We start from the raw sequence: 24,136 nt of genomic DNA, 5'->3' as shown, positions 1-24,136 counted from the left end.
CGCATCTCTTGTTCAGGATTCTGATTGCCTGCCTGCTGGCAGTGACAGTTGCGGGTTGCGCGGGATCGCAGCGCCCGCAGGCTGATCCCTCGGAAATCGTGGCTCGGTCCTATCGTGATCCGGGGCCATCGACACTGACGCTCTATACGATGATCAGCACGCGCACCGGATCGGGGGCACACACGTCGCTGATGATCAGCGGCAGCGAGCGGGTCATATTTGATCCTGCCGGATCGTTCCGGGCGGATGTGGTGCCGATCAAGAATGATGTCCTTTATGGCATCACGCCAAATGTTGAACGCGCCTATCGTAGCAGTCATGCGCGCGAGACGCATTATGCCCGTATTCAGACGATCGAAGTGACGCCACAGCAGGCCGAGATCGCGCTGCAATTGGCCAAGCAGATGGGCCCGGTTTCGCAGGCTTTTTGTGCAAATTCGACCTCGCAATTGCTGCAACAGGTCCCGGGGTTCGAGCAAATCAAAACAACATTCTACCCGGTGAAGCTATCCGATCAGTTTGGTCAGATTCCAGGCGTTGTCACCACGGACTATCGTGAGAATGACTCGGCTGATCTTCAGCAGGGGCTGGCGGAAAACAATGCGCGCCTCAATCAGCTTGAAGCGGTCTCAACCAACTAGGTACAGCAGACCGTAAAGCGTGGCGGCCCCTGAAAAGATGGCCGCTATGACGTTCTTCGTTACAATTCCCACCGTCAACGCAACTGCCGCAGCCGCCATGCGCGGCATATCCGGTTGTCCTTCGGTGGCCGTGGGCCAGACTACCAAAGGTGCGATCAGGGCAGGCAGAATCGCCACTGCTGTGTACCTCAGGTGCCGCAGAAGCCAGGGCGGCATCGGGCGGTCGCCAACCAGCCCGATAAAGGTAAAGCGCAGAAGGTAGCTGCCTATCGCCAGACCTACGATGATGATCCACATGGTTGTCGGGTCGATCTGCGTCATGACTTTTTTCGCTCTAACATCAATTCAGCCTGCGCACCTGCCATCATCCCGGCTATTCCTGCGATCAACAGTCCAAGATTGAACGGCACTGCCACGCACAGCAGGGCGACAACAATCGCCACCAGCGCGGCTACAACATGCGCCATGGTGCGCATCATTGGTCCGATCATGGACAAGAACGTGATCGGCAGCGCAAAATCCAGAGCCCAGCTTTCCGGAATCTGCGCCCCCAGAACAGCACCCAGATAAGTGGCGAGTATCCAAAGCGGCGTGATCGGCGTGACCGAGCCGACAAAGTACGCCATGCGCTGAGGCACGGACATATCCGGTTCTTTCTCGAATCGGACAATCGAACAGGCGTAAGACTGATCAACAATAAGATAGGCTCCAAGGGCCCGTTGCCACAGCGGAGCCGCCCCCAGATAAGGGGTCAGTGAAGCCGAATACATGGCCACCCGCAGGTTCACAGCCAGGGCCGAGATCAGAACGATAACCGTTGGTGTATTGTCCTGCAGCAATTGCAATGCGGTGAACTGAGCAGCGCCGGCAAACACCGTGGCGGAAAAGGCCATCGTCTGGATGATATCCAGCCCTGCTTCTGTGGCAAAAACACCAAACAGAAGGCCAAAGGGCATGGCGACGAAGATAAACGGCGTCCCGTCGCGAAAACCTTTCCAGAAGTATGACTTGGATGTGGCAGAGGCCATGGCTAAATCCTATGGTGACGCGAGCAGCAGTAGCCGTCTTGGGAAGGGGTTGCAATTGGCCACGGAGATCGACCTGTCAGACTACCTCATTGCGCCCGATCCGGGGGCTGCCCGCCTGACGCGCGGTGTCGAGGGTGTGGACCAGAATGGTGAGATAAGTCAGATCTCGGTGGTCGAGGAACGCCCGCTGACCATTTTCCTCAACTCACAGGAAATCGTGACGGCAATGACCATCGGCGACTATCCCGAATACCTTGCGCTCGGGTTTCTGCGTAATCAGGGGATGCTGCTTGCAGATGATGAAATTACTCGGGTCGACTATGACGACGATCTGGAAACCGTGGTCGTGCGTACAGCGCGTGAGACCTCATACGAGGACAAGCTGAAGAAGAAGACCCGCACCAGCGGTTGCGCAGTAGGCACTGTGTTCGGAGACATGATGGAGGGGCTAGAGGACGTGCGCCTGCCACAGGTCTCGGTGCGCACCTCGTGGCTGTATGAGTTGGCGTCGAAGATCAACCGCACCCCGTCTCTGTACCTCGAGGCGGGTGCCATACATGGTACGGTGCTTTGTCATGAAAGCCACCCGTTGGTTTATATGGAAGACGTGGGCCGCCATAACGCAGTCGACAAGATCGCAGGCTGGATGCTCTCCGAGAGTGCGAGCGCGTCTGACAAGATCCTCTATACGACCGGTCGTTTGACCTCGGAAATGGTGATCAAAACGGCGATGATGGGCATCCCAGTTCTCGCTTCGCGATCGGGATTCACCGCCTGGGGCGTCGAGATCGCGCGCGAGGTTGGTTTGACCCTGATCGGCCGGATGCGCGGGCAGCGGTTTGTGTGTTTGTCGGGCGAAGACCGATTGGTGCGCGATGTTGATCCGTCGAGCGTGGCGATTGAGGACAAAAAACATCGCAGGAAAAGTGCCGATGGCTGAACAGTCGCAAAAACCGCTGGGGGTTATTCTGGCAGGCGGCCTCGCAACGCGAATGGGAGGCGGCGATAAAGGGCTGTTGCAGATCGGCGGGCAGAGCCTGCTGGATCGGGTGATAGACAGGCTGCGCCCTCAGGTCGGCGGGCTGGCTTTGAACGCCAACGGCGATGCCGAACGGTTTGCCCGCTTGAACTTGCCGGTTGTTTCGGACTCGATCGAGGGCTTTGCAGGGCCGCTGGCCGGCGTTTTGGCCGGGCTTGATTGGGCCGCTGAACAGGGCGCTCAATCTATCGTGACGGTTGCGGCGGATACTCCGTTCTTTCCGCATGATCTTGTGGCGCAACTGGTGCACGCATCCGAAGGTCAGAAATACCCCCTTGTTCTGGCAACCACCCCGCGCACGGGTGACGAGGCTTTGAAATCCGGTGGCGGCAAGCGGGTCAATCGGCACCCGACCTTTGGGCTCTGGCCGGTGGCATTGCGCGATGATCTGAGGGAGGCGTTGAACGCTGGATTGCGCAAGGTTGTCCTGTGGACTGACCAGCATGATGGGCGAGAGGCGCTGTTTTCGGCCCTGCCGTTTGATCCGTTCTTCAACGTCAACACTCCCGATGATCTGACCCGCGCTGAAACCTTGTTGGAGCAAGTATGAGGGTCTACGGCGTCACCGGTTGGAAAAACGCGGGCAAAACCGGCCTAGTGGAACGGCTGGTGGCTGAAATCACCGGACGTGGGTATACCGTTTCCACCGTTAAACATGCGCATCATTCCGTCGACGTCGACCAGCCGGGTACCGACAGCCAGCGGCATCGCGCGGCGGGTGCGTCCGAAGTGCTGTTGGCATCCGGCCAGCGGATCGCACTGATGCAGGAGTTGCGCGGTGCGCCCGAGCCGAAGCTGGACACCTTGCTGTCGCGTTTGTCTCCGGTCGATCTGGTGTTGATCGAAGGCTTCAAACGCGAGCGTCACCCCAAGATCGAAGCGTTTCGCGCAGAACCCGGAAATCCGCTGATCGCCACGGATGATGACACGGTTCGCGCGGTTGCAAGTGATACGCCTTTGGAATTGGATTGCCCGGTGTTTGATCTGGATGATACGGCGGCCATTGCAGATTTTATCTTGGAAGAGGTCGGATTATGAGCACGCCGGATATCTCACCTCCGCCCTTGCGCAATGATTGTTTCGCCTTGCCTGCAGGGGTGAACTGGACACCCGTTGATGAGGCTCTGGCGCTTTTGCGAGACAGATTGTCGGTGGTAGCTGGGGTTGAAAACGTGCCCGTGATGCGGGCGGCGGGCCGAGTTCTGGCGGTGGACGTGTCGGCCAAACGATCAAACCCGCCTCAGCCCAACACCGCTGTCGATGGGTACGGATTTGCCGGTCCGGTGCCGGACGGACCCTGTGTCATGCCTTTGGTAGAGGGCCGGGCGGCCGCGGGTGTACCCTTTGACGGTGAGGTCCCAGAGGGCCATGCGATACGCATTCTTACCGGAGCTGCACTGCCAAAGGGTGTTAATACGGTCATATTGGAAGAGGATGTGACCTTTGATCAGGGGCACATTGCATTCCGAGGTCCGTTGAAACAGGGCGCGAACACGCGAAAGGCAGGCGAAGACGTGGTTGAAGGCGCGCTGACCTTGCCAGTTGGGCGGCGTTTAACACCAACGGATCTGGCGCTTTTGTCGGCGGTTGGTCTGGCTGAGGTTTCCGTCCGCAAGGTTTTACGCGTCGGAGTGCTATCGACCGGGGATGAGTTGGTCGAGCCGGGTGACAGCGCCGGACTGGGGCAGATTTATGATGCCAATCGTCCGATGCTGCTGTCGCTGGCCGAGCGGATTGGATTCAAATCGGTTGATCTTGGGCGCGCCGAGGATGATCGCGCGGCGCTGAAACAGCATTTGGATCGCGCGGCTCAGCAAGTGGATGTAATCCTTACCAGTGGCGGGGCCTCCGCCGGCGATGAAGATCACGTCTCGGCTTTGTTGCGAGAGGCCGGGGCGATGCAGGAATGGCGCATCGCACTAAAACCCGGGCGGCCTTTGGCGCTGGGCATGTGGGATCAGACACCGGTGTTTGGCTTGCCGGGCAATCCGGTGGCAGCACTGGTTTGCACGTTGATCTTTGCCTGCCCGGCACTGAACCTGCTGGCCGGTGCAGGCTGGCAAGAGCCGCAAGGCTTCGACGTGCCCGCCGCGTTCGAAAAGCGCAAGAAACCGGGGCGTCGGGAATACCTGCGGGCGCGCATCCGTGAAGGACAGGCCGAGGTATTCCATTCGGAAGGATCTGGCCGGATCAGCGGGCTGAGCTGGGCCGAAGGCTTGGTCGAAATCGAGGACGGTGCCCGCGATATCAAGCCCGGCGATCTGGTGAGGTTCATACCCTACGGAAGTTTTGGGCTTTAATCGAACGTCCCTGCGACACGCCCCACCAGCATGAAGGCACGTGCTGTGCGGGTTTCGCCCAGGGCTGTAAGCTCGGCATCGCTGGCATTAGGTTCGAACTCGACGATCATATGGTCAAAGCGGCGCAGGAAATGGTGTGCGGCATCGCGAAAGATCGGATCCTGTTTCATCCGCGCCGCAGTCAGCGCCAGTGACGAACGGTCCCGAATGCCACCCAAGGCAGCCACCGACCGCCCGCGCGCGCCTTGGGCAAATTGCCGCCAGACTTCGGGTCGGGCCATATCGGGGCGCAGGTCATCCATATAGATGCCTTCCTGGCTGAGAAGGGTCAGAACATCTTGTGAGGCCTGCACAAGTTTCGAGGTCTTGCGATCTTTCAATGCAAGCCGCAGCGCGTTAAATCCCTCGGCATCGCTTTGTGTCTCGGGGAAGTTCAGGGCGCGGATAAAGATGTCGGTGGGCAACGGGGGCGCCATTTCTTCCGCTGAGGTGCCAAGTTCCAACGAAGTCTGATTGGCCATGTCCGGCGCGGGCCTTTGGGTGCGTCCGGGTTCACCGCGATTGGTCGAAAATGTCGCCAGCGCGCTCTCGGTCTTTTTTGCGCTTTCGGCGATTTCATCCAGTTTCTTGCCGACCGTCGGTTCATACGTGCTGGCCGCGCGTTGTTGCTGAACGACATAGCTGTTGCGGATCGCATCGATGGCTGTCTGCAGGCGGGCGCTTTCTTCGCGCATCACGCGGCTGGCGCGCATCGCGAGGGCTGCGACCCAGATCATTGCGACCGGCATGAACACCGCCAGGAAGGTGACGATGAACCCTCCTTGTTGCCCGCCGGGCAGTACCAGAAACACGACCGACACCACCAGCCAGATCAGGCTGAGAACAACTGCTGCAATCTCGATCTCGGTGACCGAACGGTGCGCCGGACGGTCGTAGATACCCAGCGAGGTGGGTTTCTCGGGTTCTTGCTCAGGTTCAGACCCTGACATGACAAACGCTCCGGTCAGGCGTATTCGATACTCAGAACTTCATAAGAGCGCACGCCTCCGGGGGTGCGGACCTCGACACTGTCGCCTTCTTCTTTGCCAATCAGGGCGCGGGCGATGGGGGATTTGATGTTCAGAAGGCCCGCTTCGATATTGGCCTCATACTCACCCACGATCTGCCAGGTCTTTTCTTCGTCGGTATCTTCATCCACCAACGTGACCTTCGCGCCGAACTTGATGGCCCCTGACAGTTTGGCCGGATCAATGACATCTGCCAGCGACAGGATGCCTTCAAGCTCTTTGATGCGGCCTTCGATAAAGCCCTGCTTTTCGCGCGCCGAGTGGTATTCGGCGTTTTCTTTCAGGTCGCCCAGTTCGCGGGCTGAGGCAATCGCCTCGATGATCGCCGGGCGCTCGATGGATTTCAGATTCTTCAGCTCTGCCTCGAGCGCGGCATTGCCCGAAGGCGTCATGGGGATCTTTTCCATTGTCTTGTCGTCCACGCAGAAATTGTTACGCCCCGCCGCACAATAGCGTCGGGGCGAAGGATGGGTTGGCAATTACCTGACCCAAATGAGGCGTGAATTGCAAGAGGGGAGGTGTGCGTTGTCAGTAAACTCGCAACTTAGCGCCGCCGTTCCGGGGGGCGGGTGCGCCTGTGGCGCTGTCCCAACAATTCCCCATTTCGCCAGCGGCTGGCTTCGTGCCCAAGCCACAGCATCTCAATCATACTGAACCACTTCGAATTCGATGCCATTGTCATCTTCGAAATAGAACCGCTTGCCTGGCTCATAGTCTGCGTGGTTGTGCGGTTCAAATCCCGCTTTGCGGACCTTTTCCTCGGTGGCGTCGATATCCTCGACCAGCACACCTACATGGTTCAAGCCGCCCACGTAATCATAGCTGCTTTCGCCTGATGGCTTGGGATCGCCGGGGGCGTAGAGTGCCAGATAGGTATGCGGGCTGCCCACATGCACCGTATAGCCACCGGCAATGGCGGGGCCTTCCCAGCGTGTTTTCCAGTCGAAGACTTTCTGCATCCACGCCGCAGATGCCTTTGGGTCGCGGACCGTGAAATTAGTATGTTCCAGCGTCGCCATCATGGGATTCTCCTTCCAATTTGAGGCTTGTCCCGACTCACTGTAATTTCTAAACCTAACTTTAGGTCAAGAGATTTCTTTGGGAGGATGTAATGGTTGTTTCGGAAGGTCTGGCGATTGGAGCATTGGCCCGGCGCACCGGGTTGGCGGTGTCGGCGATCCGATACTACGAGGCGCAAGGTTTGATATCTCCATGGCGTAACGCGGGTGGGCAGCGGCGTTATCAGCGCGCCGATATCCGACGGCTAAGCTTTGTGATGATCGCGCAGCAATTCGGTCTGACTTTGCCCGAGATCCGCGAGGTATTGTCGGGCTTGCCAGGAAACCGCACACCGACGCCTCAGGACTGGAAGAGTATCAGCGAACGGCTGCGCACGCATCTGGATCAGCGAATCGATACGCTGATGCGACTGCGCGACAATCTGGATGGATGTATTGGTTGCGGCTGCCTCAGCCTGCCGAAATGCAAGCTTTACAACCCCGATGACAGGGCCAAATCCCATGGTAGCGGTCCCAGATACCTTATGGGGGACGCACCCGAAGCCTGAAGTGTCGAATAGCGGCGTTGTTACGCCGTGTTTCGATTGACCAAAGTCTTTATGACCATGTAATCAGCCGTGAAACAATATTGCGCCGACCGCATGAAGAAAGCGCCAATTCGGAAAGTTAGCTAAGGAGCCCGCGATGGCCGAGATTGAACGCGAAGCGATGGAATATGACGTGGTGATCGTGGGTGCTGGCCCTGCGGGCCTGTCTGCGGCCATCCGTCTGAAACAGCTGGATGCCGACCTGAACGTCGTGGTTCTAGAGAAGGGTTCGGAAGTGGGTGCGCATATCCTGTCGGGTGCGGTGCTGGACCCTTGTGGTCTGGATGCTCTGATCCCCGATTGGAAGGAAAAGGGTGCCCCGCTGAACGTGCCTGTGCATGAAGACAATTTCTACATGCTGGGCGAGGCTGGCAAGATCCGCATCCCCAATTTCCCGATGCCGCCGCTGATGAACAACCACGGCAACTACATCGTCTCGATGGGCAATGTCTGCCGCTGGATGGCAGAGCAGGCCGAAGAACTAGGCGTCGAAATCTTCCCCGGCATGGCCTGTTCCGAGCTGGTCTACGGTGAGAACGGTGAAGTCAAAGGCGTTGTAGCCGGTGTATTTGGTCTGGAGCCAGACGGATCCTACGGTCCCAACACCGAACCGGGCATGGAACTGCATGGTAAATATGTCTTTCTGTCGGAAGGCGTGCGCGGCTCACTGTCCAAGGAAGTCATCGCCAAATACGACCTGTCTGCCGGTAAAGAGCCGCAGAAATACGGCGTTGGCATGAAAGAGATCTGGGAGATTGATCCAGCCAAGCACAAAGAAGGCAGCGTCACGCACACCATGGGCTGGCCGCTGGGCAGCAACGCGGGTGGCGGGTCGTTCATCTATCACCTTGAAAATAATCAGGTCTATGTCGGTTTTGTGGTCCACCTTAACTACAAGAACCCGCACCTGTACCCCTACATGGAATTCCAGCGTTTCAAGCACCACCCGATGGTGGCCGAGCTGCTGAAAGGCGGCAAGCGTGTGGCTTACGGCGCCCGCGCGATCACCGAGGGTGGCTACCAGTCGATGCCGAAACTGGTCGCACCGGGTGTTGCGCTGTTGGGTTGCTCGGCCGGGATGGTCAACGTGCCGCGCATCAAGGGCAACCACAACGCGATGCTGTCAGGCAAGGCCGCGGCCGAGGCCGCCTATGACGCCATCAAGGCCGAGCGTTCGGGTGATGAGCTGACCGCTTATGAGGCCAACGTTCGCGATGGTGCAATCGGCTCGGATCTGAAGAAGGTGCGCAACGTCAAACCTCTTTGGTCGAAATACGGCCTGACCGCCAGCCTGGTACTGGGCGGTATGGACATGTGGACCAATACGCTGGGCTTCTCGCTGCTGGGCACGCTGGGCCACGGCAAGAACGACGCGGAATCGACCGAAGATGCCAGCAAGCATCAACCCATCGACTACCCGAAACCTGATGGCACACTGTCCTTTGACCGCCTGACGAACGTATCGTTTGCGGCCACCAATCACGAGGAAAGCCAGCCTTGCCATCTGAAACTGGCCGACCCGGATATCCCGGTTAAGGTCAACCTGCCCAAATTCGACGAGCCGGCGCAGCGTTACTGCCCCGCAGGCGTCTATGAGATGGTCGAGGATGAAGACGGGCCGCGATTCGTGATCAACTTCCAGAACTGTGTTCACTGCAAGACCTGTGACATCAAGGATCCCAGCCAGAACATCACCTGGACTACACCGCAGGGCGGCGACGGGCCGAACTACCCCAATATGTAGGCAAGAACACGGGCGTTGGCAGGGTCGTGAAGGCTCTGCCATTGCCTCTCGCCCAGCAAAGCCCTAGCTTGTCGGTCAGTCAACGACAGCAAGGCAGATTATCAGTGGTTTCCCTGGTTCGACGTGCGGCACTGGCCGTGATCCTCAGCTCTTCAATTGCGCTCCCTGCGGTATCGGATACCGGATCGGGGTCGTATCTGGCTGGACGTCAGGCGATTTATCAGAGCGATTATCCCGCTGCCGAGCGTTACTATGCGCAGGCGCTGCGCGCTGATCCCCAAAATCCGAAACTGCTGGAAAACGTGGTCGTCGCCCGGCTCGCTTTGGGTGAGATTGAGCGGGCCCTGACCGTCGCCGAAGTTATCGAGGAAAATGAACTGCCCAGCCAGGCCGCTCGGATGGTGATCGCCGCCAATCTGGTGGCAGATGGCAAGCTGGATGAATTTCTGGCCCGCGATCCTGAAACGCAAGGGGTTGGACCGCTGGTTGATGGCCTGATGATTGCTTGGGCTCATATGGGGCAAGGCGCCATGACCAAAGCGATGGAACAATTTGACGTTGTTACCACGCAGGAAGGTCTGAAAGAATTTGCACTTTATCACAAGGCCATGGCGTTGGCGTCAGTCGGAGACTTTGAGGGGGCCGAGGCGATCCTTGCCGCAGATGATGGCCTGGTCGCCCGTTTTTCACGCCGGGCTGCGCTGGCGCGTGCCGAAGTGCTGTCGCAGCTGGATCGCAACGACGATGCGCTGGAATTTCTGGATAACGTCTTTGCCGCCGGCAGTGATCCGACCATCGAAGGTTACGTCACTCGGCTGTCTGATGGCGAAACGCTGCCCTTTACCCATGTCCGTTCTGCACAGGATGGCATGGCCGAGGTTTTCTTCACCGTTGGCGCTGCGCTGAGTGCGGAGGCCGCGCAGGATTATGTTCTGCTATATGCCCGCGTCGCGGCCTTTCTGCGGCCTGACCATATTGATGCGCTTTTGCTAAGCGCTGAGTTGTTGGATGGGCTGGAACAATATGATCTGGCGGTTGATGTCTATCGGCAGGTGCCTCCGGACAGCAGCGATTATCATGCCGCCGAGCTGGGGCGCGCCGAGGTCCTCAGTCGCTCTGACAGAAAAGAAGCTGCCGCCGAAGTCCTGCAAAACCTTGCCGCTCAAAGCCCCGATTTGCCCGGTGTGCATGTAGCTTTGGCCGACCTGCGGCGCCAGCAAGAGGATTACGCGGCAGCGGTCGCCTCTTACGACAAGGCGATTGGCCTGACGGAAGAGGGTGCAGGCGGAAACTGGTTCCTGCATTATGCCCGCGGGATATCGCATGAACGTCTGAAGAACTGGGACGAGGCCGAGGCCGATTTCCGCCGCGCGCTTGAGTTGAACCCGGACCAACCACAGGTGCTGAACTATCTCGGGTATTCGCTGGTCGAGCGGCGCGAGAAATTGGACGAAGCGTTGAATATGATCGAACGCGCAGTCGCAGCGCGCCCTGACAGCGGCTATATCGTTGACAGCTTGGGCTGGGTGTTGTTCCGCCTGGGCCGGTACGACGAAGCAGTCGACCACATGGAGCGCGCCGTTGAACTGATGCCGGTCGATCCGGTGGTAAATGACCATCTGGGCGATGTTTACTGGGCCGTAGGTCGCGGGCGTGAAGCCGAGTTCCAGTGGAAACGAGCACTATCTTTCATTGATCCTGAAGATACCGACGGTGAAGCCGATCCTGAACGCATCCGCCGCAAGATTGAAGTCGGATTGGATGCGGTTCTGGCCGAGGAAGGTGCCGAACCCCTGAAGGTCGCCAATGAAGGCTGAGGCATTTGCCCCCGCCAAGATCAACCTGACCCTGCATGTGACCGGCCAACGCGCGGATGGCTATCATCTGCTTGATTCGTTGGTGGCCTTTGCCGATGTTGGGGATCAGTTGAGCCTCAGTTCCGACCCCGAGCTGTCTCTGTCGGTCACGGGTGAGTTTTCGGATGGCGTACCGACCGATGATCGCAATCTGGTCTGGCAGGCCGCGGAGGCCGCAGGCTGGACCGGTCGCATTCATCTGAACAAACAACTGCCGCACGGTGGCGGTGTCGGGGGCGGCTCCTCGGATGCTGCGGCGGTTTTGCGCACCGTGAAGAAGGGGGGAGAGTGGCCCGATAGCGTGTCGCTGTCGCTCGGCGCGGATGTCCCGGTATGCATACATGCTGCTGCAGCGCGTATGCGCGGGATTGGTGAACAGATTGAGCCGATGGCGTTGCCGCCCCTCCCGGCGCTTTTGGTCAATCCGGGTATTGAAGTTCCCACCGGCCCGGTGTTTTCCGCTTTGCACAGCAGAGACAACGCACCGATGCCTGCTGAGATCCCTGCATTCAAAACACCGGAAGACTGCGCCACGTGGTTGCAGGTTCAGCGGAATGATTTAGAGGCACCTGCAATATCTGTAGCGCCGGGCATTGCGGAGGTCATAGCGGCGTTGGAAGGCACCCGAGACGCGTTGATGGTTCGTATGTCGGGTTCAGGCTCAACCTGTTTCGCACTTTATCCAACGCTCAAAGCAGCCCATTTTGCCGCCTATGAGATCGGCGCGGCCCAACCCGGCTGGTGGTGCCGCGCAACGACGCTCAGTTAAGGCGCGATACGACGTAATCGGCCAGATCGCCTAACAGGGTGCGGATTTCGTGATCCGGAAGAGGCGCCAGCGCAGCCTTGGCCTTGGCCGCCCAACCAAACGCATCCGCGCGGGTTGCATCCAGCGTGCTGTATTTGGCCATCAGCGACAAAGCGTGATCCAGATCACCCTCTTCCTGCCGCCCGCGACCGATCGTCCGTTCCCAAAACGCGTGTTCCTCGGCAGTTGCCTGAGCCACGGCTTTGATCACCGGTAGGGTCAATTTGCGTTCACGGAAGTCGTCGCCGACGTTTTTGCCTGTGGCCGCACTATCGCCCTGATAATCCAAAAGATCATCTGCGATCTGGAACGCGATTCCAAGCGCGTCACCATAGTCATACAGCGCCTTGACCTGCGCCTCGGTCGCGCCTGCGATCACACCACCCACTTCGGTTGCGGCAGAAAACAGCGCCGCTGTCTTACCGCGCACAACCTGCAGGTAGACACTTTCATCCGTGCCCAGATCGGTGGCCGCTGTCATCTGCAGCACCTCGCCTTCGGCAATTGTGGCCGATGCATTTGCAAGGATATCCAGAACCCGCAACGAACCGGTTTCGACCATCAACTGAAAGCTGCGGGAAAACAGGTAATCGCCAACCAGAACACTGGATTTATTGTCCCATAGTAGGTTTGCCGTCGGTTGCCCGCGCCGCTGCCCGCTTTCATCGACGACATCGTCATGCAGCAGGGTTGCGGTATGAATGAACTCGACCGTTGCAGCCAGCTTGACGTGATGGTCGCCTGAATAGCCGAACAGTTGCGCCGCCGCCAGGGTCAGCATCGGGCGTAGACGCTTGCCGCCCGCCTCGACCAGGTGCGCGGTCACTTCGGGAATGCGCGGGGCATGTTCCGACGCCATACGCGTCCGAATCAGCGTGTTTACTGCTGCCATTTCGCCCGCAAGCATCTCTGCCAGACGCTCATGCGGTTTCGAGATCGTGCTGACGTTCATCACTCTCCTGATACAAGGCTCGACATCCCTGTCACCTTGCCCTTACATCCATCCCCATGAAAGAACTATTGCGCAGCACCGATCCGACAATCCTAGCCTTTGCAACGGCTCTCCTTGAGGGCGAGGATATAGACTGCTTTCAGATGGACGTAAATATGAGCATCCTAGAAGGCGGCATCGGAATCTTTCCCCGTCGCCTAATGGTGCGGGCAGATGATCTGACCCGCGCCGAACGGGTCATGCGTGATAACGAGATCCCGCTGGGGCGATGAGCAGCTTTTCCGACAGTGATCTGACCTGCAATGATTTTCTGGGCGGGCGTGTGCGTCTGTGGCAGCCGCGTTCAGGATATCGTGCAGGGGTCGATCCGGTCTTACTGGCGGCATCGGTCCCGGCACAAGCTGGCCAGTCGGTGCTGGAATTGGGCTGCGGGGCAGGGGCTGCTATTCAGTGCCTAATGGCGCGAGTGCCGCACCTGAAGGCAACTGGGGTTGAACTGCAGGCTGGCTATGCAGATCTGGCCCGCCGCAATTCGGAACAAAACGCAGCGATCACCGTGGTTGAGGCGGATTTGAACGCACTACCGAATGATCTGCGACAAGAACAGTTCGATCATGTGATCGCCAATCCGCCCTACTACCGGGCAGGCGCGCACAGCCCTGCCACCGACGCTGGACGGCAGATCGCACTGGGTGAAGACACGCCGCTTGAAGACTGGATCAATGTCGCCGCCCGACGTCTGGCGCCGCGCGGATATCTTCACATGATCCAGAGGGCAGACCGGCTGCCCGATATGCTTGCGGGGTGCGCGGGCCGCTTGGGCTCGATTCAGGTGCTACCTCTGGTCCCCCGTGCGGATCGCGCGTCCGAGCTGGTGATTTTGCGTGCCAGAAAGGGCGGGCGCGCCGCCTTTCGGCTACACGCACCGCTGATTCTGCACCTCGGTGACCGGCACGTAGAAGACGGCGAAAGCTATACCCCAAAGGTTTCGGCGGTGTTGCGCGATGGGGCGGATTTGACCGGGCACTTTGCCTGATCGGCAATGACCAGCCGAATTTGTCGGATTTATTATAGAATTCGTGCGTCTGCAGCGTGACAGGCTGGAAATGATGTGATCAACTTCTTACGTGACACTTACAAACCAGAGAAGGAGGACCGCCATGAGCGTGAGCGCACATCTGACGGAGTTGAAGAAAAAACACGAAATTCTCGGTCTTGAAGTGGAAGAAGCGCAACGCTCACCTGGTATTGACGATCTCCATATCGCACAGCTGAAGAAGCAAAAGCTGAAGCTAAAAGAAGAGATCGAGCGCCTGTCGACCTAAGGTTCTAGGCCTTCAGGCTGGCGCGGGCCGCGATGGCAGCGCCACCGGTGACAAACAAGGCCGCGATCGCCAGGCCCCAGGACGGGGCGGCGATCCCGGCCAGAACCAACACAAGCGTCGATAGCAAAGGTGCCGCGTATGAGGCGGTGCCCAGTATTTGAATGTCCCCGCGCTTGACGCCGATATCCCAGACATAGAACGCCAGCCCAACCGGTCCCAGGCCAAGTGCAAAGGTCGAGGCCCAGCCAAATGTGCCTTGCGGCCAGATCGTTTCTTCCACCGTGAAATGCAAGGCCCATGAGGCGATCGCCGTCAAAATGCAGAACACCGCGACCGAACTTGTCGGCACATCACCCAGCCGTCGCGATAGAACCGAGTAGCTGGACCATGTAAGCGCGCACAGCAAGGCCAGCCCGTAGCCGGGCAGATGCTGGACCTGAAACCCTGCGCTGCCACCACCCGTGATGATGACGGCGGCTCCAGCAAAGCCAAGGCAGGCTCCGATAAGGTGACCAGGTTTCAGATGTTCTCCGGGCAGCAGACCTGACAGAAGAACGATCAGCAAAGGCCAGAGATAAGCGATAAGCCCAGCCTCGGCTGCAGGGGCCATGCGAAGGGCTGAAAAGTACAGCGCGTGGTAGCCAAAAAGGCCAATTGATCCAAGCAGGTATGTCGTCCACGCGACCCGGCGCAGTTGAACCAGCCCGCCGCTGGCGAATGTCCAAATCAGACCCAGCGTACCGCCGATGGTAAAACAGATCGCGTTCAACAACAAAGGCGGCGTCGGGGCCGAACCCACAGTGAACAGCGCCAGCAGAGACCACAGCAAAACGGCGACAAAACCAATCGCGGTCGCGCCCATTCTGCTCATTCACCAGCTACCTTCTCAACAGGGATGATTTCAAACTCATCCGATATATGCGCGGTCTTTTCAATCTCGGAAATGAACCAGTCGCGGAACGCTGCGATCTGCGGTCGCTTCTCTGCCCCTTGCAGGCAGAGGAAACGAAATCGCCCGGCGGTCTCCAGTGCCACTTTGAACGGCGCGACCAGTCGCCCTTCGGTCAGGTCTTTCAGGATCATGGCGCGCCGCCCCAGAACCACGCCCACCCCGGCCACGGCAGCGTCGATGGCGTGATCGGCGTTCGAAAAATGCGCCCCATGGGTCGGAGTGAAATCCAATCCAACCGCACGGAACCACGCGGGCCAGTCGCAACGCGGCTTGAGGAAACTGATCGAATCGTCGTGGATCAGGGGGGCGTCGCGCAACGACGCAGGCGTGGGGAATTGTTCGGCCAGCTTCGGGGTCATAACCGGTGTCAGCCACTCCTTGCGGACGGGAACCGAATAGAGCCCCTCATCCGGCCCATAGCCAAAGCGGATCGCCACGTCCACGTCATCCCGTTCAAGGTCCATGTTGCGCAGAGTGGCCGAGAATTTCAGGTCAATCCCCGGATTTGCACGGGCGAACTCATAAAGGCGCGGAGCCAGCCATTTTGCTGTCAGGGCAGGGCCTGCTGTAACCGTGAGGCTTGTTTCATCCTGCAGCCTCCGCGTCGCTTGCCACGCGGCTTGCAGGGCGGCAAAGCCATCTGCTGTTCCGGGTGCCAATGTGCGCCCAGCTTCGGTCAGCTTGACAGCGCGATTGAGCCGGCGAAACACGGGGTGGCCCAGATGCTCTTCTAACGACTTAATTTGAAAGGACAGGGCCGCAGGTGTCACATTCAGCTCCTCCGCCGCCTTGGTAAACGACATATGTCGTGCGGCGGCATCGAAGGCGCGCAAAGCAGTCAGCGGAGGCAGGCGGTCGGTCATGACGGTTAAGTTTTTCTGAACTGAAGGATCGAAAACTCTCGTTTGTGCAATTTAAAATCAAAGGCCATGTTAATGGCAAGACAAAACCAACTTGATTGAGAAGGGTTCAGCATGATCGAGATGACAACAAACCCAGCCATTCAGAACGCCATTCACCGCGCGCATGAAGAGCGCAGCAAGGCGGTTGTAGGATTCTGGTCCTGGCTATTCGGTTCCCGCTGATCGCAGCGCGCGTGATCTTACGGGATAAAAGAAGGGCCGGTCCTTGATGGACCGGCCCGTTTTCATTCTCAGGTCGTCGGTTTAGACGAAGAACTGTGCACCGTTTGCGGAAATGGTCGAGCCGTTGATGAACTGCGAATCGTCCGATGCCAGGAAGGCGACGCAACGCGCGATTTCTTCCGGTTCACCCAGACGACCAGCCGGGATTTGGCCGATGATCGATTCGCGTACTTTTTCCGGCACCGCCATAACCATTTCGGTCGCGATATAACCGGGGCAGATCGCGTTGGCCGTGATACCGGCCCGCGCACCTTCCTGCGCCAGAGATTTCACGATGCCCAGATCGCCCGCTTTGGTTGCGGCATAGTTGACCTGCGCAAACTGGCCTTTCTGACCGTTGATCGAGCTGATCACGATGATACGACCAAATTTACGCTCGCGCATACCCGGCCATACCGGGTGCACGGTGTTGAACACACCAGTCAGGTTGGTGTCGATGACCTGATGCCACTGTTCAGGTGTCATCTTGTGGAACGGTGCGTCGCGGGTGATACCGGCGTTGGCGACCACGATGTCGATCGGGCCAACCTCGGCCTCGACTTTTTCGATGCCCGCTTTGGATTCGTCGTAGTCCGCAACATTCCATTTATAAGTTTTGATACCGGTTTCGTCGGTGAACTTTGCGGCGGCTTCGTCATTGCCTGCATAAGTGGCGGCAACATTGTATCCTTCGGCCTTCAGCGCCTTGGAAATTGCTGCGCCGATGCCGCGGGAACCGCCGGTTACGAGTGCTGTACGTGCCATTTAGGACTCCTCCAAATTTAGTCGTCTTGGTAATTCTGTTACTCTGAGAGTTAAGGATGCGCAATATCGTTTCGTGATCGATCTTGTCTTTCTGTCCGGCGATATTGTCGCATCTAAGGGGTATGATCCGATTGTAACAAAAAAGGGCGCCCAGTGGACGCCCTTTTGTATTTAGTTTTCAGCGCACTTAGTCACGCTCCACACACAGGGCGACACCCATGCCGCCGCCGATGCAGAGGGTCGCGAGACCTTTCTTGGCATCCCGGCGCTTCATTTCGAACAGCAGGGTGTTCAGAACCCGGCAGCCGGACGCGCCGATTGGGTGTCCGATGGCAATTGCACCACCATTGACGTTTACGATCGACGGATCCCAACCCATGTCTTTGTTTACAGCGCAGGCTTGCGCTGCGAAGGCTTCGTTTGCTTCGACCAGATCCAGATCATCGACCGACCATCCAGCTTTCTCCAGCGCCTTGCGCGAAGCGTAGATCGGGCCAACGCCCATGATCGACGGGTCAAGTCCGGCGGTCGCGTAGGATGCAATTCGGGCCAAGGGCTCAATCCCACGCTTTTCGGCATTCTCAGCCGACATCAGCAGGGTGGCAGCGGCACCGTCATTCAGGCCCGAAGCGTTTGCGGCCGTGACAGAACCGTCCTTGGCGAAGGCGGGGCGCAGTTTGCCCATGGCTTCGATTGTCGCGCCGTGGCGGATGTATTCGTCCTTGTCCATCACGATGTCGCCCTTGCGGGTCTTGATGGTGAAGGGCACGATTTCATCGGCGAACTTGCCAGCGTTCTGGGCCGCTTCGGCTTTGTTTTGCGAGGCGACCGCAAATTCATCCTGCATATCGCGGCTGATCTGCCATTTCTCGGCGACGTTCTCAGCCGTTTGACCCATGTGATAGCCGTTGAAGGCATCCCACAGACCATCGCGGATCATCGTGTCGATGTATTTCATGTCACCCATCTTATGACCGGCGCGCAGGGCGGCGGCATGGGGCGACAGGGTCATGTTTTCTTGTCCACCAGCCGCAACGATGTCGGCATCGCCCAATTGGATATGCTGTGCACCCAGAGCAACAGCACGCAGACCCGAACCGCAGACCTGGTTGATGCCCCAAGCCGCGCTTTCCTGCGGCAGGCCCGCATTTATATGCGCCTGGCGCGCTGGGTTCTGACCTTGGGCGGCAGTCAGGACCTGGCCCATGATGGTTTCGCTTACTTCGCCCTTGTCGATCCCGGCACGTTCGACAACTGCTTCAAGGACGGCAGCGCCCAGATCATGTGCGGGGGTGTTCGCAAACGAACCGCTAAAGCTACCGACGCCCGTACGTGCGGCGGATGCGATTACTACGTTGGTCATAAAGTCAATCCTTTACCGTCATGGTCCTGTGGGAAATCTGACGGCGCGGTTTGAGGAGAAGTCTTCTCCGGGTGCAAGAGCGCCTCGTGATCCCCCGCTCAAGCATCTTCTGCAATAACGCAATGCTGCATCTGCAGCAACGGACAGCTTGTCTCAGAGTGAGCCTTGGCGGTGTTCCGCGCGACCAGCTGCTATCAACTGCCCGTTTTTGCAGCTTTTTCCGAGCTCCAGAGCGGAGTGACTGAAGGCGCCCCATATAGGAAGCCCTGCAGACAATCGACACCGTTTGCGATCAGGAAATGAGCATCTTCGTCACTTTCGACCGATTCGGCAGTGACAAGAATTTCGAATTCCCGCGCAACTGCAATCAGTGCGCGCACCAGCGATTGATTGTCGGGATTGCTGCTGATGCCCCTGATAAACTGCCCATCGATCTTGGCGGCATCGAACAGAAATTCACGAAAGTGGCGAAAGCCAAAGTTACTGGCCCCAAAATCATCCAGCGCAAAGGCGATACCGCGGGCTTGTTGGCGATCCATGAAATCTACCACCAGTTCGGGCACCTGCATCGCCGAAGATTCTGAGATTTCCAGAATCAACCTTTCGCCCAAGCTTGCGTCTTTTTTCAGAAACCTATCCAGCACACGCGACCAGTTGGAATAACCGATGGACCGCGCGGACATGTTGATTGACAGGCGGATGCCAGGGTTGCGGATCAGAGTGCGCAGCCCCATTTCAAGCGCGACGCAATCAAGGTCCCGGCCAATTGGCGTGTTTTCAACCTGTGGCATGAACTCGCGCGCGGGGATGACGCGGCCGGTTTCATCCAATACACGGATGAACCCTTCGTAGAACGCGATGCCCTGAGGAGGATGTGCTTGAACGACAGGCTGGAACGCCAGCCTGCATTGTCTATGCTTCACGGCTTCGGTCGCCATCTGTACCACCGATCGATCCCGTGAAGTGACGGCGGCGCTTAAGGGGTCGTCCGATCCCTCGGGCAGGTCTGCGCGTTTCCTGTTTCCCATGACGTACCGTTCCCCTGATCCCGATGATTTTGGCCGGGGCCAGTTTCAGGGAAGACAGGTAAAACCGGGGTTAACGCTCAAAATTTTATCGCAGGTGGCGGGGCGGAAGATCAGTGTGTTGATTGCCAAGCATGACGCAGCGAAGCAGCCGCACCGATAAGCGCTCCTAAAAGTCCCAGCGCGGCCATGACAAATCCCAGCCCCAATAGCGCGGGCATTGCTCCGTTGAGTGCGGCGGTCATTGTGATGACGAGGCCCAGCAAACCTGTGATCGTAGAAATTCTCATCAGCTTTGACATGCGGACCTCCGGAAATGCACTCTTAAAACATCTCAGGGGATATGGAGCGCTTGTGCCAAATTTCAAGCAAAGAAAAGGTCTTTTTGAGACCTAGGCCCGCTTGGCTGTGGAAGCAGGTGATTTGGTGCCGAACTGTTCGAATCCCGGTGTGCCGTGATCTTGCGGATGGCGGACAAGGTGCTTGGCCTTGATCTGTTGGGAATTGTCGCGGCTGCCATCGTGGCTATAGCCCGGAGGGGCAAAACAATAAGCCAGACGTTGGCGCAAGGTCAGGCCCGGTTGGGTGGCGTCCCGCCAGATTCCAACCCATTCATGAAACGCCACGCGCAGCGGATTGAACGTGCCGATATTGTGGACAAGCCCATAGTCGACCTTGTCATCTTCTTGCTCGGGGACAAATGTGCCGAACATCTTGTCCCAGATGATAAAGACACCCGCATAGTTGCAATCAAGATATCGCGCATTTCGCCCATGATGGGCGCGGTGGTGACTGGGCGTATTCATGACGGCTTCGAACCAGCGCGGCATTTTGCCGATCGCTTCGGTATGGATCCAGAATTGGTAGATCAGGTTCAGACCTCCGACGAACAGCACCATCGCCGGGTGAAAGCCTAGTAAGATTAGCGGCGCACGTACCACCATCATGAAGGTGAATGTATAGGTCCAGGTCTGCCGCAGCGCCGTTGTGAGGTTGTAATGCTGTGAGCTGTGGTGGTTCACATGACTGGCCCAGACCCAGCGAATGCGGTGCCCAAAGCGGTGCACCCAGTAATACCGCAGATCGTCCAGTACAAAGCACAAGATGATGACCGGGATCGAGGTCCCTAGGTTGAGCGGTGTGATCTGCCACAGCCACATGAAAAACGCATATGCGATGAAGCCCAGCAAAAAGCCCGAGGCGATATTGCCTGCCCCCATGATTAGCGAGGTCAAGGCATCGCGGGTTTCGTACCTACCGCCCCGGCCTTTGATCGCGATCCAAAGGAATTCGGCCAGAATGGCCGCGATGAAGAAGGGCACGGCCCATTGCACCGCGTCGGGAAAACTCACTTGATCGGTCATGCGGGATCCATCAGATTTTGCCAGTGCTGGCGTTCGGTCTCATCAAGGTGGACGATGACCCGAGGAGTGCTGAAATCGTGGAACAGGACTTCAAAGCCTTCGGGATGATCCAGCCAATCGAAATCTCGCAAATGGCGGGCCACGGTATCGGCACCAAAGGACCACAGCAGACCGGCTCCGGTTTCGGTTCGGATAAGGGCGGCGTGACCATCATGGGCAACGGTCACGTCAATGATGGAATCATCTGGAAAGTGACGCAGCCACTGTTCGTGCGCTGTCTCGGGCGTCAGCACTTGCAAGCGTGACTTGCCCGTCAGATGCAGCAGCAAGGCGACCCCGGCAATGCCGCCGACGACGAGGATCAATAGTATTTCCAGCGGCATTCCATCCTCCTGCAGATAACCTGCAAGCGGGCGATTTGTCTGTCAAAGGTGGCGTGGCGTCAGCCGCTTTCCAGGCTTTCCAGAATCTCATGCTGGACGATGCGTGCGACAAACGGCATTAACCCGTCAGGGCCAGAGGCCCGATCTTTGAGATGGATGCAGATATCGGGCCTGCGCGCGGCGATGATGCCAACCATTTCTCCGCGTATCTTGTCATCAAGACCCGCGCCCATGATCGCACAGGCGATGCGCGGTTCCGCGTCCAGCTGCCGCCGCACCTCATCCTGATCATGCGCGCCCAGCCACTGAATCGGCAGGTGATCCAGTTGTTGTGCCACGTTGCCGATTACATTCGGCAACCGCCCAATCAACAGAACTACCGGTTTCATCGGAGTCTCCCTTTCTTCCGGTCGCAAACGAAAACCGGCCCGTTGGGGCCGGTCTCATTCTAACACAGATTTTCTGCAAGAGCGCGCGGGACCTCAGCTATTGCCTTCGACAAGCGCTGAAATTATCGCCTTGGCACTGTCCGAGTTCCATTCTGCATCACCGATCAGGCGTGCGATCTCATTGCCATCGGGGTCGATGATCACAGTGATCGGCAGGCCAATCACTCCCATTTCGCGTGCAACCGCCTGTTTCGGATCCTGATGACGCGGCAAGTTGTCGATGCCGTTTTCGTCAAAGAACTTCTTGATCCCGGCAGGTGTGTTGCGACCGGTCGCCAGGGTCAGAACCTCGAATTTGTCACCGCCAAACTCCTGTTGCAGTTCAGCGATCTGAGGCATTTCTTTGCGGCACGGCGCACACCATGTGGCCCAGAAGTTCAGCAGCACATACTTGCCTTTGTAGTCGGCCAGCGATCCGGTGCCACCATCATCTTCTAGTTCAAAATCGACCACTTTGACCGGCTTGGGCTCACTATGCAGGATCAGCCGCTTCAGGCTGCCCTCACGCAATGGGCCAAGCGTTGCCGCATCTGTTGCCAAAGCGGCGTTTGCACCCAGCGCTAGGGCCATATAAAGGGGGATCAGACGTAACAGGCGCATATCAACTCCGGGTTTTCTTTCATGACCGATCAATCTTCGAACCAGATGTGGGGCGGCCGCTTTGCCGCTGGTCCAGACGCGATCATGGAGGCGATAAATGCCTCGATCGGGTTCGATCAGCGGATGGCAGCCCAGGACATCGCAGGCTCGCGCGCCCATGCCGCCATGTTGGCTGCCACAGGCGTTATTACTGATAGTGATGCGCACGCCATTCGGGAAGGCCTGCTCACCGTTTTGTCAGAAATTCAGAACGGAGAATTTCAGTTCTCGACTGCGCTGGAAGACATTCACATGAATGTCGAGGCGCGACTGAAAGAGGTGATCGGAGAACCCGCAGGCCGTCTGCACACGGGCCGGTCGCGAAACGACCAGGTGGCGACCGATTTCAAACTCTGGGTTCGCGACCAGCTAGATGCCGCAGAATCCGGTCTTCTGGCCCTGATCCGCGCGCTTTTGGCGCAGGCCGAGGCCGGGGCGGATTGGGTCATGCCCGGTTTCACCCATTTGCAAACCGCGCAGCCGGTGACATGGGGCCACCACATGATGGCCTATGTCGAGATGTTTGGTCGCGATCTGTCCCGCGTGCGTGACGCCCGTGCCCGGATGAACGAATCCCCCTTGGGCGCAGCCGCGTTGGCCGGGACCTCTTTCCCAATCGACCGCCAGATGACAGCTGAGGCGCTGGGCTTCGACCGCCCCGCAGCCAATTCACTGGACGCTGTCAGCGACCGCGATTTCGCATTGGAGTTCCTGTCGACCGCCTCGATTTGCGCCATGCACTTGTCGCGCTTTGCCGAGGAACTGGTAATCTGGTCCTCGGCCCAATTCCGGTTTGTATCACTGTCTGATCGCTTCTCGACTGGTTCATCAATCATGCCGCAAAAGAAGAACCCCGATGCAGCTGAGCTCATCCGTGCCAAGGTTGGCCGCATATTTGGTGCGAATACTGGCCTGATGATGGTGATGAAGGGGCTGCCGCTGACCTATTCCAAGGACATGCAGGAAGACAAAGAACAGGTATTTGATGCGGCAGATAACTGGATGCTGGCACTTGCCGCGATGGAAGGCATGGTCAAGGACATGACCGCCAATCGCGAAAGCCTGGCTGCCGCTGCCGGGTCTGGCTTTTCAACTGCGACCGACCTAGCCGACTGGTTGGTCCGCGTGCTGGGCCTGCCCTTCCGCGACGCGCACCATGTCACTGGATCGCTGGTGGCCATGGCTGAAAGCAAGGGCTGCGACCTACCGGATCTGACGCTGGAGGACATGCAATCGGTCCACGCGGACATCACCGACGACGTCTATTCTGTTCTTACCGTCGAAAATTCGGTAAACTCTCGCCAATCCTATGGCGGCACCGCACCGGATCAGGTGCGGGCCCAGATCAAGCGATGGAAGGCGCTGGTGTAATGCAGATACGACGGGTGGTGCTATTGATTGCGGTCGCAGCGGCCTTGGCTGGGTGTGGTGCCGATGGCGAACCCATACAGCCCACCATGAGCGCAAGCGTCGGCGTAGGCAGCAGCGGCACCTATGGCGGTGTTGGCGTTGGTCTCAGACGCGGTGGGCTGGGCGTTTATCTGGGGCTCTGAACTCCAAAATTGCAATTTGCTGATCGCACACCCATCTGCATCTGACACGTCCTGAATGACAAAGAGAAAATGCATGAGACCTGTCGGCCTGATCCTCTGCCTCGCCGTACTTGCAGCTTGCGACCCGTCAGGCGCACCCCGAACGGAACCAAC

Annotated in this window: 30 protein-coding genes; 14 read left to right on the top strand and 16 right to left on the bottom strand. The window is 58.2% G+C overall.

The annotated features are described in order from the left end of the window. The first annotated feature begins 8 nt into the window (after positions 1-8). On the top strand, positions 9-641 hold the full coding sequence (locus ACR0NE_RS14455) for a hypothetical protein (protein WP_170395709.1): 633 nt from the start codon (positions 9-11) through the stop codon (positions 639-641). Here the strand turns inward: ACR0NE_RS14455 and ACR0NE_RS14450 are convergent. Next, a complete protein-coding gene (locus ACR0NE_RS14450) occupies positions 630-962 on the bottom strand; it encodes an AzlD domain-containing protein (RefSeq protein ID WP_170395711.1) in 333 nt (110 codons plus the stop codon). The two genes, ACR0NE_RS14455 and ACR0NE_RS14450, sit on opposite strands and share 12 nt — an antisense overlap. Beyond that, positions 959-1,669, bottom strand: a complete 711-nt coding sequence (locus ACR0NE_RS14445) for an AzlC family ABC transporter permease (RefSeq protein ID WP_170423672.1) — start codon at positions 1,667-1,669, stop codon at positions 959-961. The genes ACR0NE_RS14450 and ACR0NE_RS14445 overlap by 4 nt, the downstream gene beginning before the upstream one ends. 49 nt (positions 1,670-1,718) lie before the next feature. On the opposite strand from ACR0NE_RS14445, the gene ACR0NE_RS14440 reads away from it, so the two are divergent. The 4 genes from ACR0NE_RS14440 to ACR0NE_RS14425 are packed head-to-tail and all read left to right on the top strand — an operon-like array spanning position 1,719 to position 5,008. Further along, positions 1,719-2,609 carry a formate dehydrogenase accessory sulfurtransferase FdhD gene (locus tag ACR0NE_RS14440; RefSeq protein WP_170396088.1) on the top strand — a complete coding sequence of 297 codons (891 nt, stop codon included), beginning with the start codon at positions 1,719-1,721 and terminating at the stop codon, positions 2,607-2,609. Then, a complete protein-coding gene (mobA, locus tag ACR0NE_RS14435) occupies positions 2,602-3,258 on the top strand; it encodes a molybdenum cofactor guanylyltransferase MobA (RefSeq protein ID WP_170597255.1) in 657 nt (218 codons plus the stop codon). The genes ACR0NE_RS14440 and mobA overlap by 8 nt, the downstream gene beginning before the upstream one ends. Next, on the top strand, positions 3,255-3,746 hold the full coding sequence (mobB, locus tag ACR0NE_RS14430; protein WP_170597256.1) for a molybdopterin-guanine dinucleotide biosynthesis protein B: 492 nt from the start codon (positions 3,255-3,257) through the stop codon (positions 3,744-3,746). The genes mobA and mobB overlap by 4 nt, the downstream gene beginning before the upstream one ends. Beyond that, the gene (locus ACR0NE_RS14425) at positions 3,743-5,008 is read left to right on the top strand and encodes a molybdenum cofactor synthesis domain-containing protein (protein ID WP_170597257.1); all 1,266 of its coding nucleotides are present in this window, start codon (positions 3,743-3,745) and stop codon (positions 5,006-5,008) included. Before mobB ends, ACR0NE_RS14425 begins: the two co-directional genes overlap by 4 nt. On the opposite strand, the gene ACR0NE_RS14420 is transcribed toward ACR0NE_RS14425, so the two are convergent. The 3 genes from ACR0NE_RS14420 to ACR0NE_RS14410 form a co-directional block, all read right to left on the bottom strand. Continuing rightward, positions 5,005-5,997: a hypothetical protein gene (locus ACR0NE_RS14420; protein ID WP_170597258.1), complete on the bottom strand. Its 993-nt coding sequence runs from the start codon at positions 5,995-5,997 to the stop codon at positions 5,005-5,007. The two genes, ACR0NE_RS14425 and ACR0NE_RS14420, sit on opposite strands and share 4 nt — an antisense overlap. A gap of 14 nt (positions 5,998-6,011) precedes the next feature. Continuing rightward, positions 6,012-6,482, bottom strand: a complete 471-nt coding sequence (gene greA / locus ACR0NE_RS14415) for a transcription elongation factor GreA (RefSeq protein ID WP_170597259.1) — start codon at positions 6,480-6,482, stop codon at positions 6,012-6,014. A gap of 234 nt (positions 6,483-6,716) precedes the next feature. Continuing rightward, positions 6,717-7,097, bottom strand: a complete 381-nt coding sequence (locus tag ACR0NE_RS14410; protein ID WP_170513859.1) for a VOC family protein — start codon at positions 7,095-7,097, stop codon at positions 6,717-6,719. An 89-nt stretch (positions 7,098-7,186) separates the two neighbouring features. Between ACR0NE_RS14410 and soxR the strand changes: the two genes are divergently transcribed. The 4 genes from soxR to ACR0NE_RS14390 all read left to right on the top strand — a co-directional run bounded on the left by soxR (position 7,187) and on the right by ACR0NE_RS14390 (position 12,050). After that, positions 7,187-7,642: a redox-sensitive transcriptional activator SoxR gene (gene soxR, locus ACR0NE_RS14405; protein WP_170395726.1), complete on the top strand. Its 456-nt coding sequence runs from the start codon at positions 7,187-7,189 to the stop codon at positions 7,640-7,642. Between the two features lie 136 nt (positions 7,643-7,778). Beyond that, positions 7,779-9,425 carry an electron transfer flavoprotein-ubiquinone oxidoreductase gene (locus ACR0NE_RS14400; protein ID WP_170395728.1) on the top strand — a complete coding sequence of 549 codons (1,647 nt, stop codon included), beginning with the start codon at positions 7,779-7,781 and terminating at the stop codon, positions 9,423-9,425. 104 nt (positions 9,426-9,529) lie between these two features. After that, positions 9,530-11,242 carry a tetratricopeptide repeat protein gene (locus ACR0NE_RS14395; protein ID WP_170597260.1) on the top strand — a complete coding sequence of 571 codons (1,713 nt, stop codon included), beginning with the start codon at positions 9,530-9,532 and terminating at the stop codon, positions 11,240-11,242. Beyond that, positions 11,232-12,050 (top strand): 4-(cytidine 5'-diphospho)-2-C-methyl-D-erythritol kinase, encoded by an 819-nt coding sequence (locus tag ACR0NE_RS14390; RefSeq protein WP_170597261.1) that lies wholly within the window; start codon positions 11,232-11,234, stop codon positions 12,048-12,050. Before ACR0NE_RS14395 ends, ACR0NE_RS14390 begins: the two co-directional genes overlap by 11 nt. On the opposite strand, the gene ACR0NE_RS14385 is transcribed toward ACR0NE_RS14390, so the two are convergent. Further along, positions 12,043-13,041, bottom strand: coding sequence for a polyprenyl synthetase family protein (locus tag ACR0NE_RS14385; protein ID WP_170597262.1), 999 nt, complete (start codon positions 13,039-13,041; stop codon positions 12,043-12,045). The two genes, ACR0NE_RS14390 and ACR0NE_RS14385, sit on opposite strands and share 8 nt — an antisense overlap. Before the next feature lie 56 nt (positions 13,042-13,097). Between ACR0NE_RS14385 and ACR0NE_RS14380 the strand changes: the two genes are divergently transcribed. The 3 genes from ACR0NE_RS14380 (at position 13,098) to ACR0NE_RS14370 (ending at position 14,366) form a co-directional block, all read left to right on the top strand. Beyond that, entirely contained in the window at positions 13,098-13,313 is a 216-nt protein-coding gene (locus tag ACR0NE_RS14380) for a putative signal transducing protein (protein WP_008755664.1), read from the top strand. Beyond that, positions 13,310-14,077 (top strand): methyltransferase, encoded by a 768-nt coding sequence (locus ACR0NE_RS14375; RefSeq protein WP_170597263.1) that lies wholly within the window; start codon positions 13,310-13,312, stop codon positions 14,075-14,077. The genes ACR0NE_RS14380 and ACR0NE_RS14375 overlap by 4 nt, the downstream gene beginning before the upstream one ends. Positions 14,078-14,201: 124 nt before the next feature. Then, positions 14,202-14,366, top strand: a complete 165-nt coding sequence (locus tag ACR0NE_RS14370; RefSeq protein WP_170395738.1) for a YdcH family protein — start codon at positions 14,202-14,204, stop codon at positions 14,364-14,366. A gap of 4 nt (positions 14,367-14,370) precedes the next feature. Here ACR0NE_RS14370 and yddG read toward each other — a convergent pair whose 3' ends face one another. The 10 genes from yddG to ACR0NE_RS14320 form a co-directional block, all read right to left on the bottom strand. Beyond that, complete coding sequence (gene yddG / locus ACR0NE_RS14365; protein ID WP_170423689.1) at positions 14,371-15,237, bottom strand: aromatic amino acid exporter YddG; 867 nt, start codon at positions 15,235-15,237, stop codon at positions 14,371-14,373. Next, complete coding sequence (locus ACR0NE_RS14360) at positions 15,234-16,181, bottom strand: transcriptional regulator GcvA (protein WP_170597264.1); 948 nt, start codon at positions 16,179-16,181, stop codon at positions 15,234-15,236. Before ACR0NE_RS14360 ends, yddG begins: the two co-directional genes overlap by 4 nt. 303 nt (positions 16,182-16,484) lie before the next feature. After that, positions 16,485-17,207, bottom strand: coding sequence for an acetoacetyl-CoA reductase (gene phbB, locus ACR0NE_RS14355; protein WP_170395744.1), 723 nt, complete (start codon positions 17,205-17,207; stop codon positions 16,485-16,487). 187 nt (positions 17,208-17,394) lie between these two features. Then, on the bottom strand, positions 17,395-18,570 hold the full coding sequence (locus tag ACR0NE_RS14350; protein ID WP_170395746.1) for an acetyl-CoA C-acetyltransferase: 1,176 nt from the start codon (positions 18,568-18,570) through the stop codon (positions 17,395-17,397). Between the two features lie 194 nt (positions 18,571-18,764). After that, positions 18,765-19,598: an EAL domain-containing protein gene (locus ACR0NE_RS14345; protein WP_170597265.1), complete on the bottom strand. Its 834-nt coding sequence runs from the start codon at positions 19,596-19,598 to the stop codon at positions 18,765-18,767. A 110-nt stretch (positions 19,599-19,708) separates the two neighbouring features. Then, positions 19,709-19,897: a hypothetical protein gene (locus ACR0NE_RS14340; RefSeq protein WP_170395750.1), complete on the bottom strand. Its 189-nt coding sequence runs from the start codon at positions 19,895-19,897 to the stop codon at positions 19,709-19,711. Between the two features lie 90 nt (positions 19,898-19,987). Then, positions 19,988-20,959 carry a sterol desaturase family protein gene (locus ACR0NE_RS14335; RefSeq protein WP_170597266.1) on the bottom strand — a complete coding sequence of 324 codons (972 nt, stop codon included), beginning with the start codon at positions 20,957-20,959 and terminating at the stop codon, positions 19,988-19,990. Further along, positions 20,956-21,342, bottom strand: a complete 387-nt coding sequence (locus tag ACR0NE_RS14330; protein ID WP_170408353.1) for a hypothetical protein — start codon at positions 21,340-21,342, stop codon at positions 20,956-20,958. The genes ACR0NE_RS14335 and ACR0NE_RS14330 overlap by 4 nt, the downstream gene beginning before the upstream one ends. Positions 21,343-21,401: 59 nt before the next feature. Next, positions 21,402-21,731, bottom strand: coding sequence for a hypothetical protein (locus ACR0NE_RS14325; protein ID WP_170395756.1), 330 nt, complete (start codon positions 21,729-21,731; stop codon positions 21,402-21,404). A gap of 93 nt (positions 21,732-21,824) precedes the next feature. Then, a complete protein-coding gene (locus tag ACR0NE_RS14320; protein WP_170395758.1) occupies positions 21,825-22,391 on the bottom strand; it encodes a TlpA disulfide reductase family protein in 567 nt (188 codons plus the stop codon). Between the two features lie 21 nt (positions 22,392-22,412). On the opposite strand from ACR0NE_RS14320, the gene argH reads away from it, so the two are divergent. Together argH and ACR0NE_RS14310 are read left to right on the top strand one after the other, a co-directional pair. After that, complete coding sequence (argH, locus tag ACR0NE_RS14315; protein WP_170408352.1) at positions 22,413-23,801, top strand: argininosuccinate lyase; 1,389 nt, start codon at positions 22,413-22,415, stop codon at positions 23,799-23,801. Next, positions 23,801-23,983: an argininosuccinate lyase gene (locus tag ACR0NE_RS14310; RefSeq protein WP_170395762.1), complete on the top strand. Its 183-nt coding sequence runs from the start codon at positions 23,801-23,803 to the stop codon at positions 23,981-23,983. Before argH ends, ACR0NE_RS14310 begins: the two co-directional genes overlap by 1 nt. Positions 23,984-24,136 lie beyond the last annotated feature (153 nt).

The sequence above is a fragment of the Ruegeria sp. C9 genome (genome assembly GCF_056537585.1).
This window is presented reverse-complemented; position numbering and strand designations above follow the sequence as displayed.

Bases quoted from the DNA above. Each gene is read 5' to 3' on its own strand.
- ACR0NE_RS14450 (WP_170395711.1), bottom strand. From the start codon at position 962: ATGACGCAGATCGACCCGACAACCATGTGGATCATCATCGTAGGTCTG.
- ACR0NE_RS14445 (WP_170423672.1), bottom strand. From the start codon at position 1,669: ATGGCCTCTGCCACATCCAAGTCATACTTCTGGAAAGGTTTTCGCGAC.
- mobA (WP_170597255.1), top strand. From the start codon at position 2,602: ATGGCTGAACAGTCGCAAAAACCGCTGGGGGTTATTCTGGCAGGCGGC.
- mobB (WP_170597256.1), top strand. From the start codon at position 3,255: ATGAGGGTCTACGGCGTCACCGGTTGGAAAAACGCGGGCAAAACCGGC.
- ACR0NE_RS14425 (WP_170597257.1), top strand. From the start codon at position 3,743: ATGAGCACGCCGGATATCTCACCTCCGCCCTTGCGCAATGATTGTTTC.
- ACR0NE_RS14420 (WP_170597258.1), bottom strand. From the start codon at position 5,997: ATGTCAGGGTCTGAACCTGAGCAAGAACCCGAGAAACCCACCTCGCTG.
- greA (WP_170597259.1), bottom strand. From the start codon at position 6,482: ATGGAAAAGATCCCCATGACGCCTTCGGGCAATGCCGCGCTCGAGGCA.
- ACR0NE_RS14410 (WP_170513859.1), bottom strand. From the start codon at position 7,097: ATGATGGCGACGCTGGAACATACTAATTTCACGGTCCGCGACCCAAAG.
- soxR (WP_170395726.1), top strand. From the start codon at position 7,187: ATGGTTGTTTCGGAAGGTCTGGCGATTGGAGCATTGGCCCGGCGCACC.
- ACR0NE_RS14400 (WP_170395728.1), top strand. From the start codon at position 7,779: ATGGCCGAGATTGAACGCGAAGCGATGGAATATGACGTGGTGATCGTG.
- ACR0NE_RS14390 (WP_170597261.1), top strand. From the start codon at position 11,232: ATGAAGGCTGAGGCATTTGCCCCCGCCAAGATCAACCTGACCCTGCAT.
- ACR0NE_RS14385 (WP_170597262.1), bottom strand. From the start codon at position 13,041: ATGAACGTCAGCACGATCTCGAAACCGCATGAGCGTCTGGCAGAGATG.
- ACR0NE_RS14380 (WP_008755664.1), top strand. From the start codon at position 13,098: ATGAAAGAACTATTGCGCAGCACCGATCCGACAATCCTAGCCTTTGCA.
- ACR0NE_RS14375 (WP_170597263.1), top strand. From the start codon at position 13,310: ATGAGCAGCTTTTCCGACAGTGATCTGACCTGCAATGATTTTCTGGGC.
- ACR0NE_RS14370 (WP_170395738.1), top strand. From the start codon at position 14,202: ATGAGCGTGAGCGCACATCTGACGGAGTTGAAGAAAAAACACGAAATT.
- yddG (WP_170423689.1), bottom strand. From the start codon at position 15,237: ATGAGCAGAATGGGCGCGACCGCGATTGGTTTTGTCGCCGTTTTGCTG.
- ACR0NE_RS14360 (WP_170597264.1), bottom strand. From the start codon at position 16,181: ATGACCGACCGCCTGCCTCCGCTGACTGCTTTGCGCGCCTTCGATGCC.
- phbB (WP_170395744.1), bottom strand. From the start codon at position 17,207: ATGGCACGTACAGCACTCGTAACCGGCGGTTCCCGCGGCATCGGCGCA.
- ACR0NE_RS14350 (WP_170395746.1), bottom strand. From the start codon at position 18,570: ATGACCAACGTAGTAATCGCATCCGCCGCACGTACGGGCGTCGGTAGC.
- ACR0NE_RS14345 (WP_170597265.1), bottom strand. From the start codon at position 19,598: ATGGGAAACAGGAAACGCGCAGACCTGCCCGAGGGATCGGACGACCCC.
- ACR0NE_RS14340 (WP_170395750.1), bottom strand. From the start codon at position 19,897: ATGTCAAAGCTGATGAGAATTTCTACGATCACAGGTTTGCTGGGCCTC.
- ACR0NE_RS14335 (WP_170597266.1), bottom strand. From the start codon at position 20,959: ATGACCGATCAAGTGAGTTTTCCCGACGCGGTGCAATGGGCCGTGCCC.
- ACR0NE_RS14330 (WP_170408353.1), bottom strand. From the start codon at position 21,342: ATGCCGCTGGAAATACTATTGATCCTCGTCGTCGGCGGCATTGCCGGG.
- ACR0NE_RS14325 (WP_170395756.1), bottom strand. From the start codon at position 21,731: ATGAAACCGGTAGTTCTGTTGATTGGGCGGTTGCCGAATGTAATCGGC.
- ACR0NE_RS14320 (WP_170395758.1), bottom strand. From the start codon at position 22,391: ATGCGCCTGTTACGTCTGATCCCCCTTTATATGGCCCTAGCGCTGGGT.
- argH (WP_170408352.1), top strand. From the start codon at position 22,413: ATGACCGATCAATCTTCGAACCAGATGTGGGGCGGCCGCTTTGCCGCT.
- ACR0NE_RS14310 (WP_170395762.1), top strand. From the start codon at position 23,801: ATGCAGATACGACGGGTGGTGCTATTGATTGCGGTCGCAGCGGCCTTG.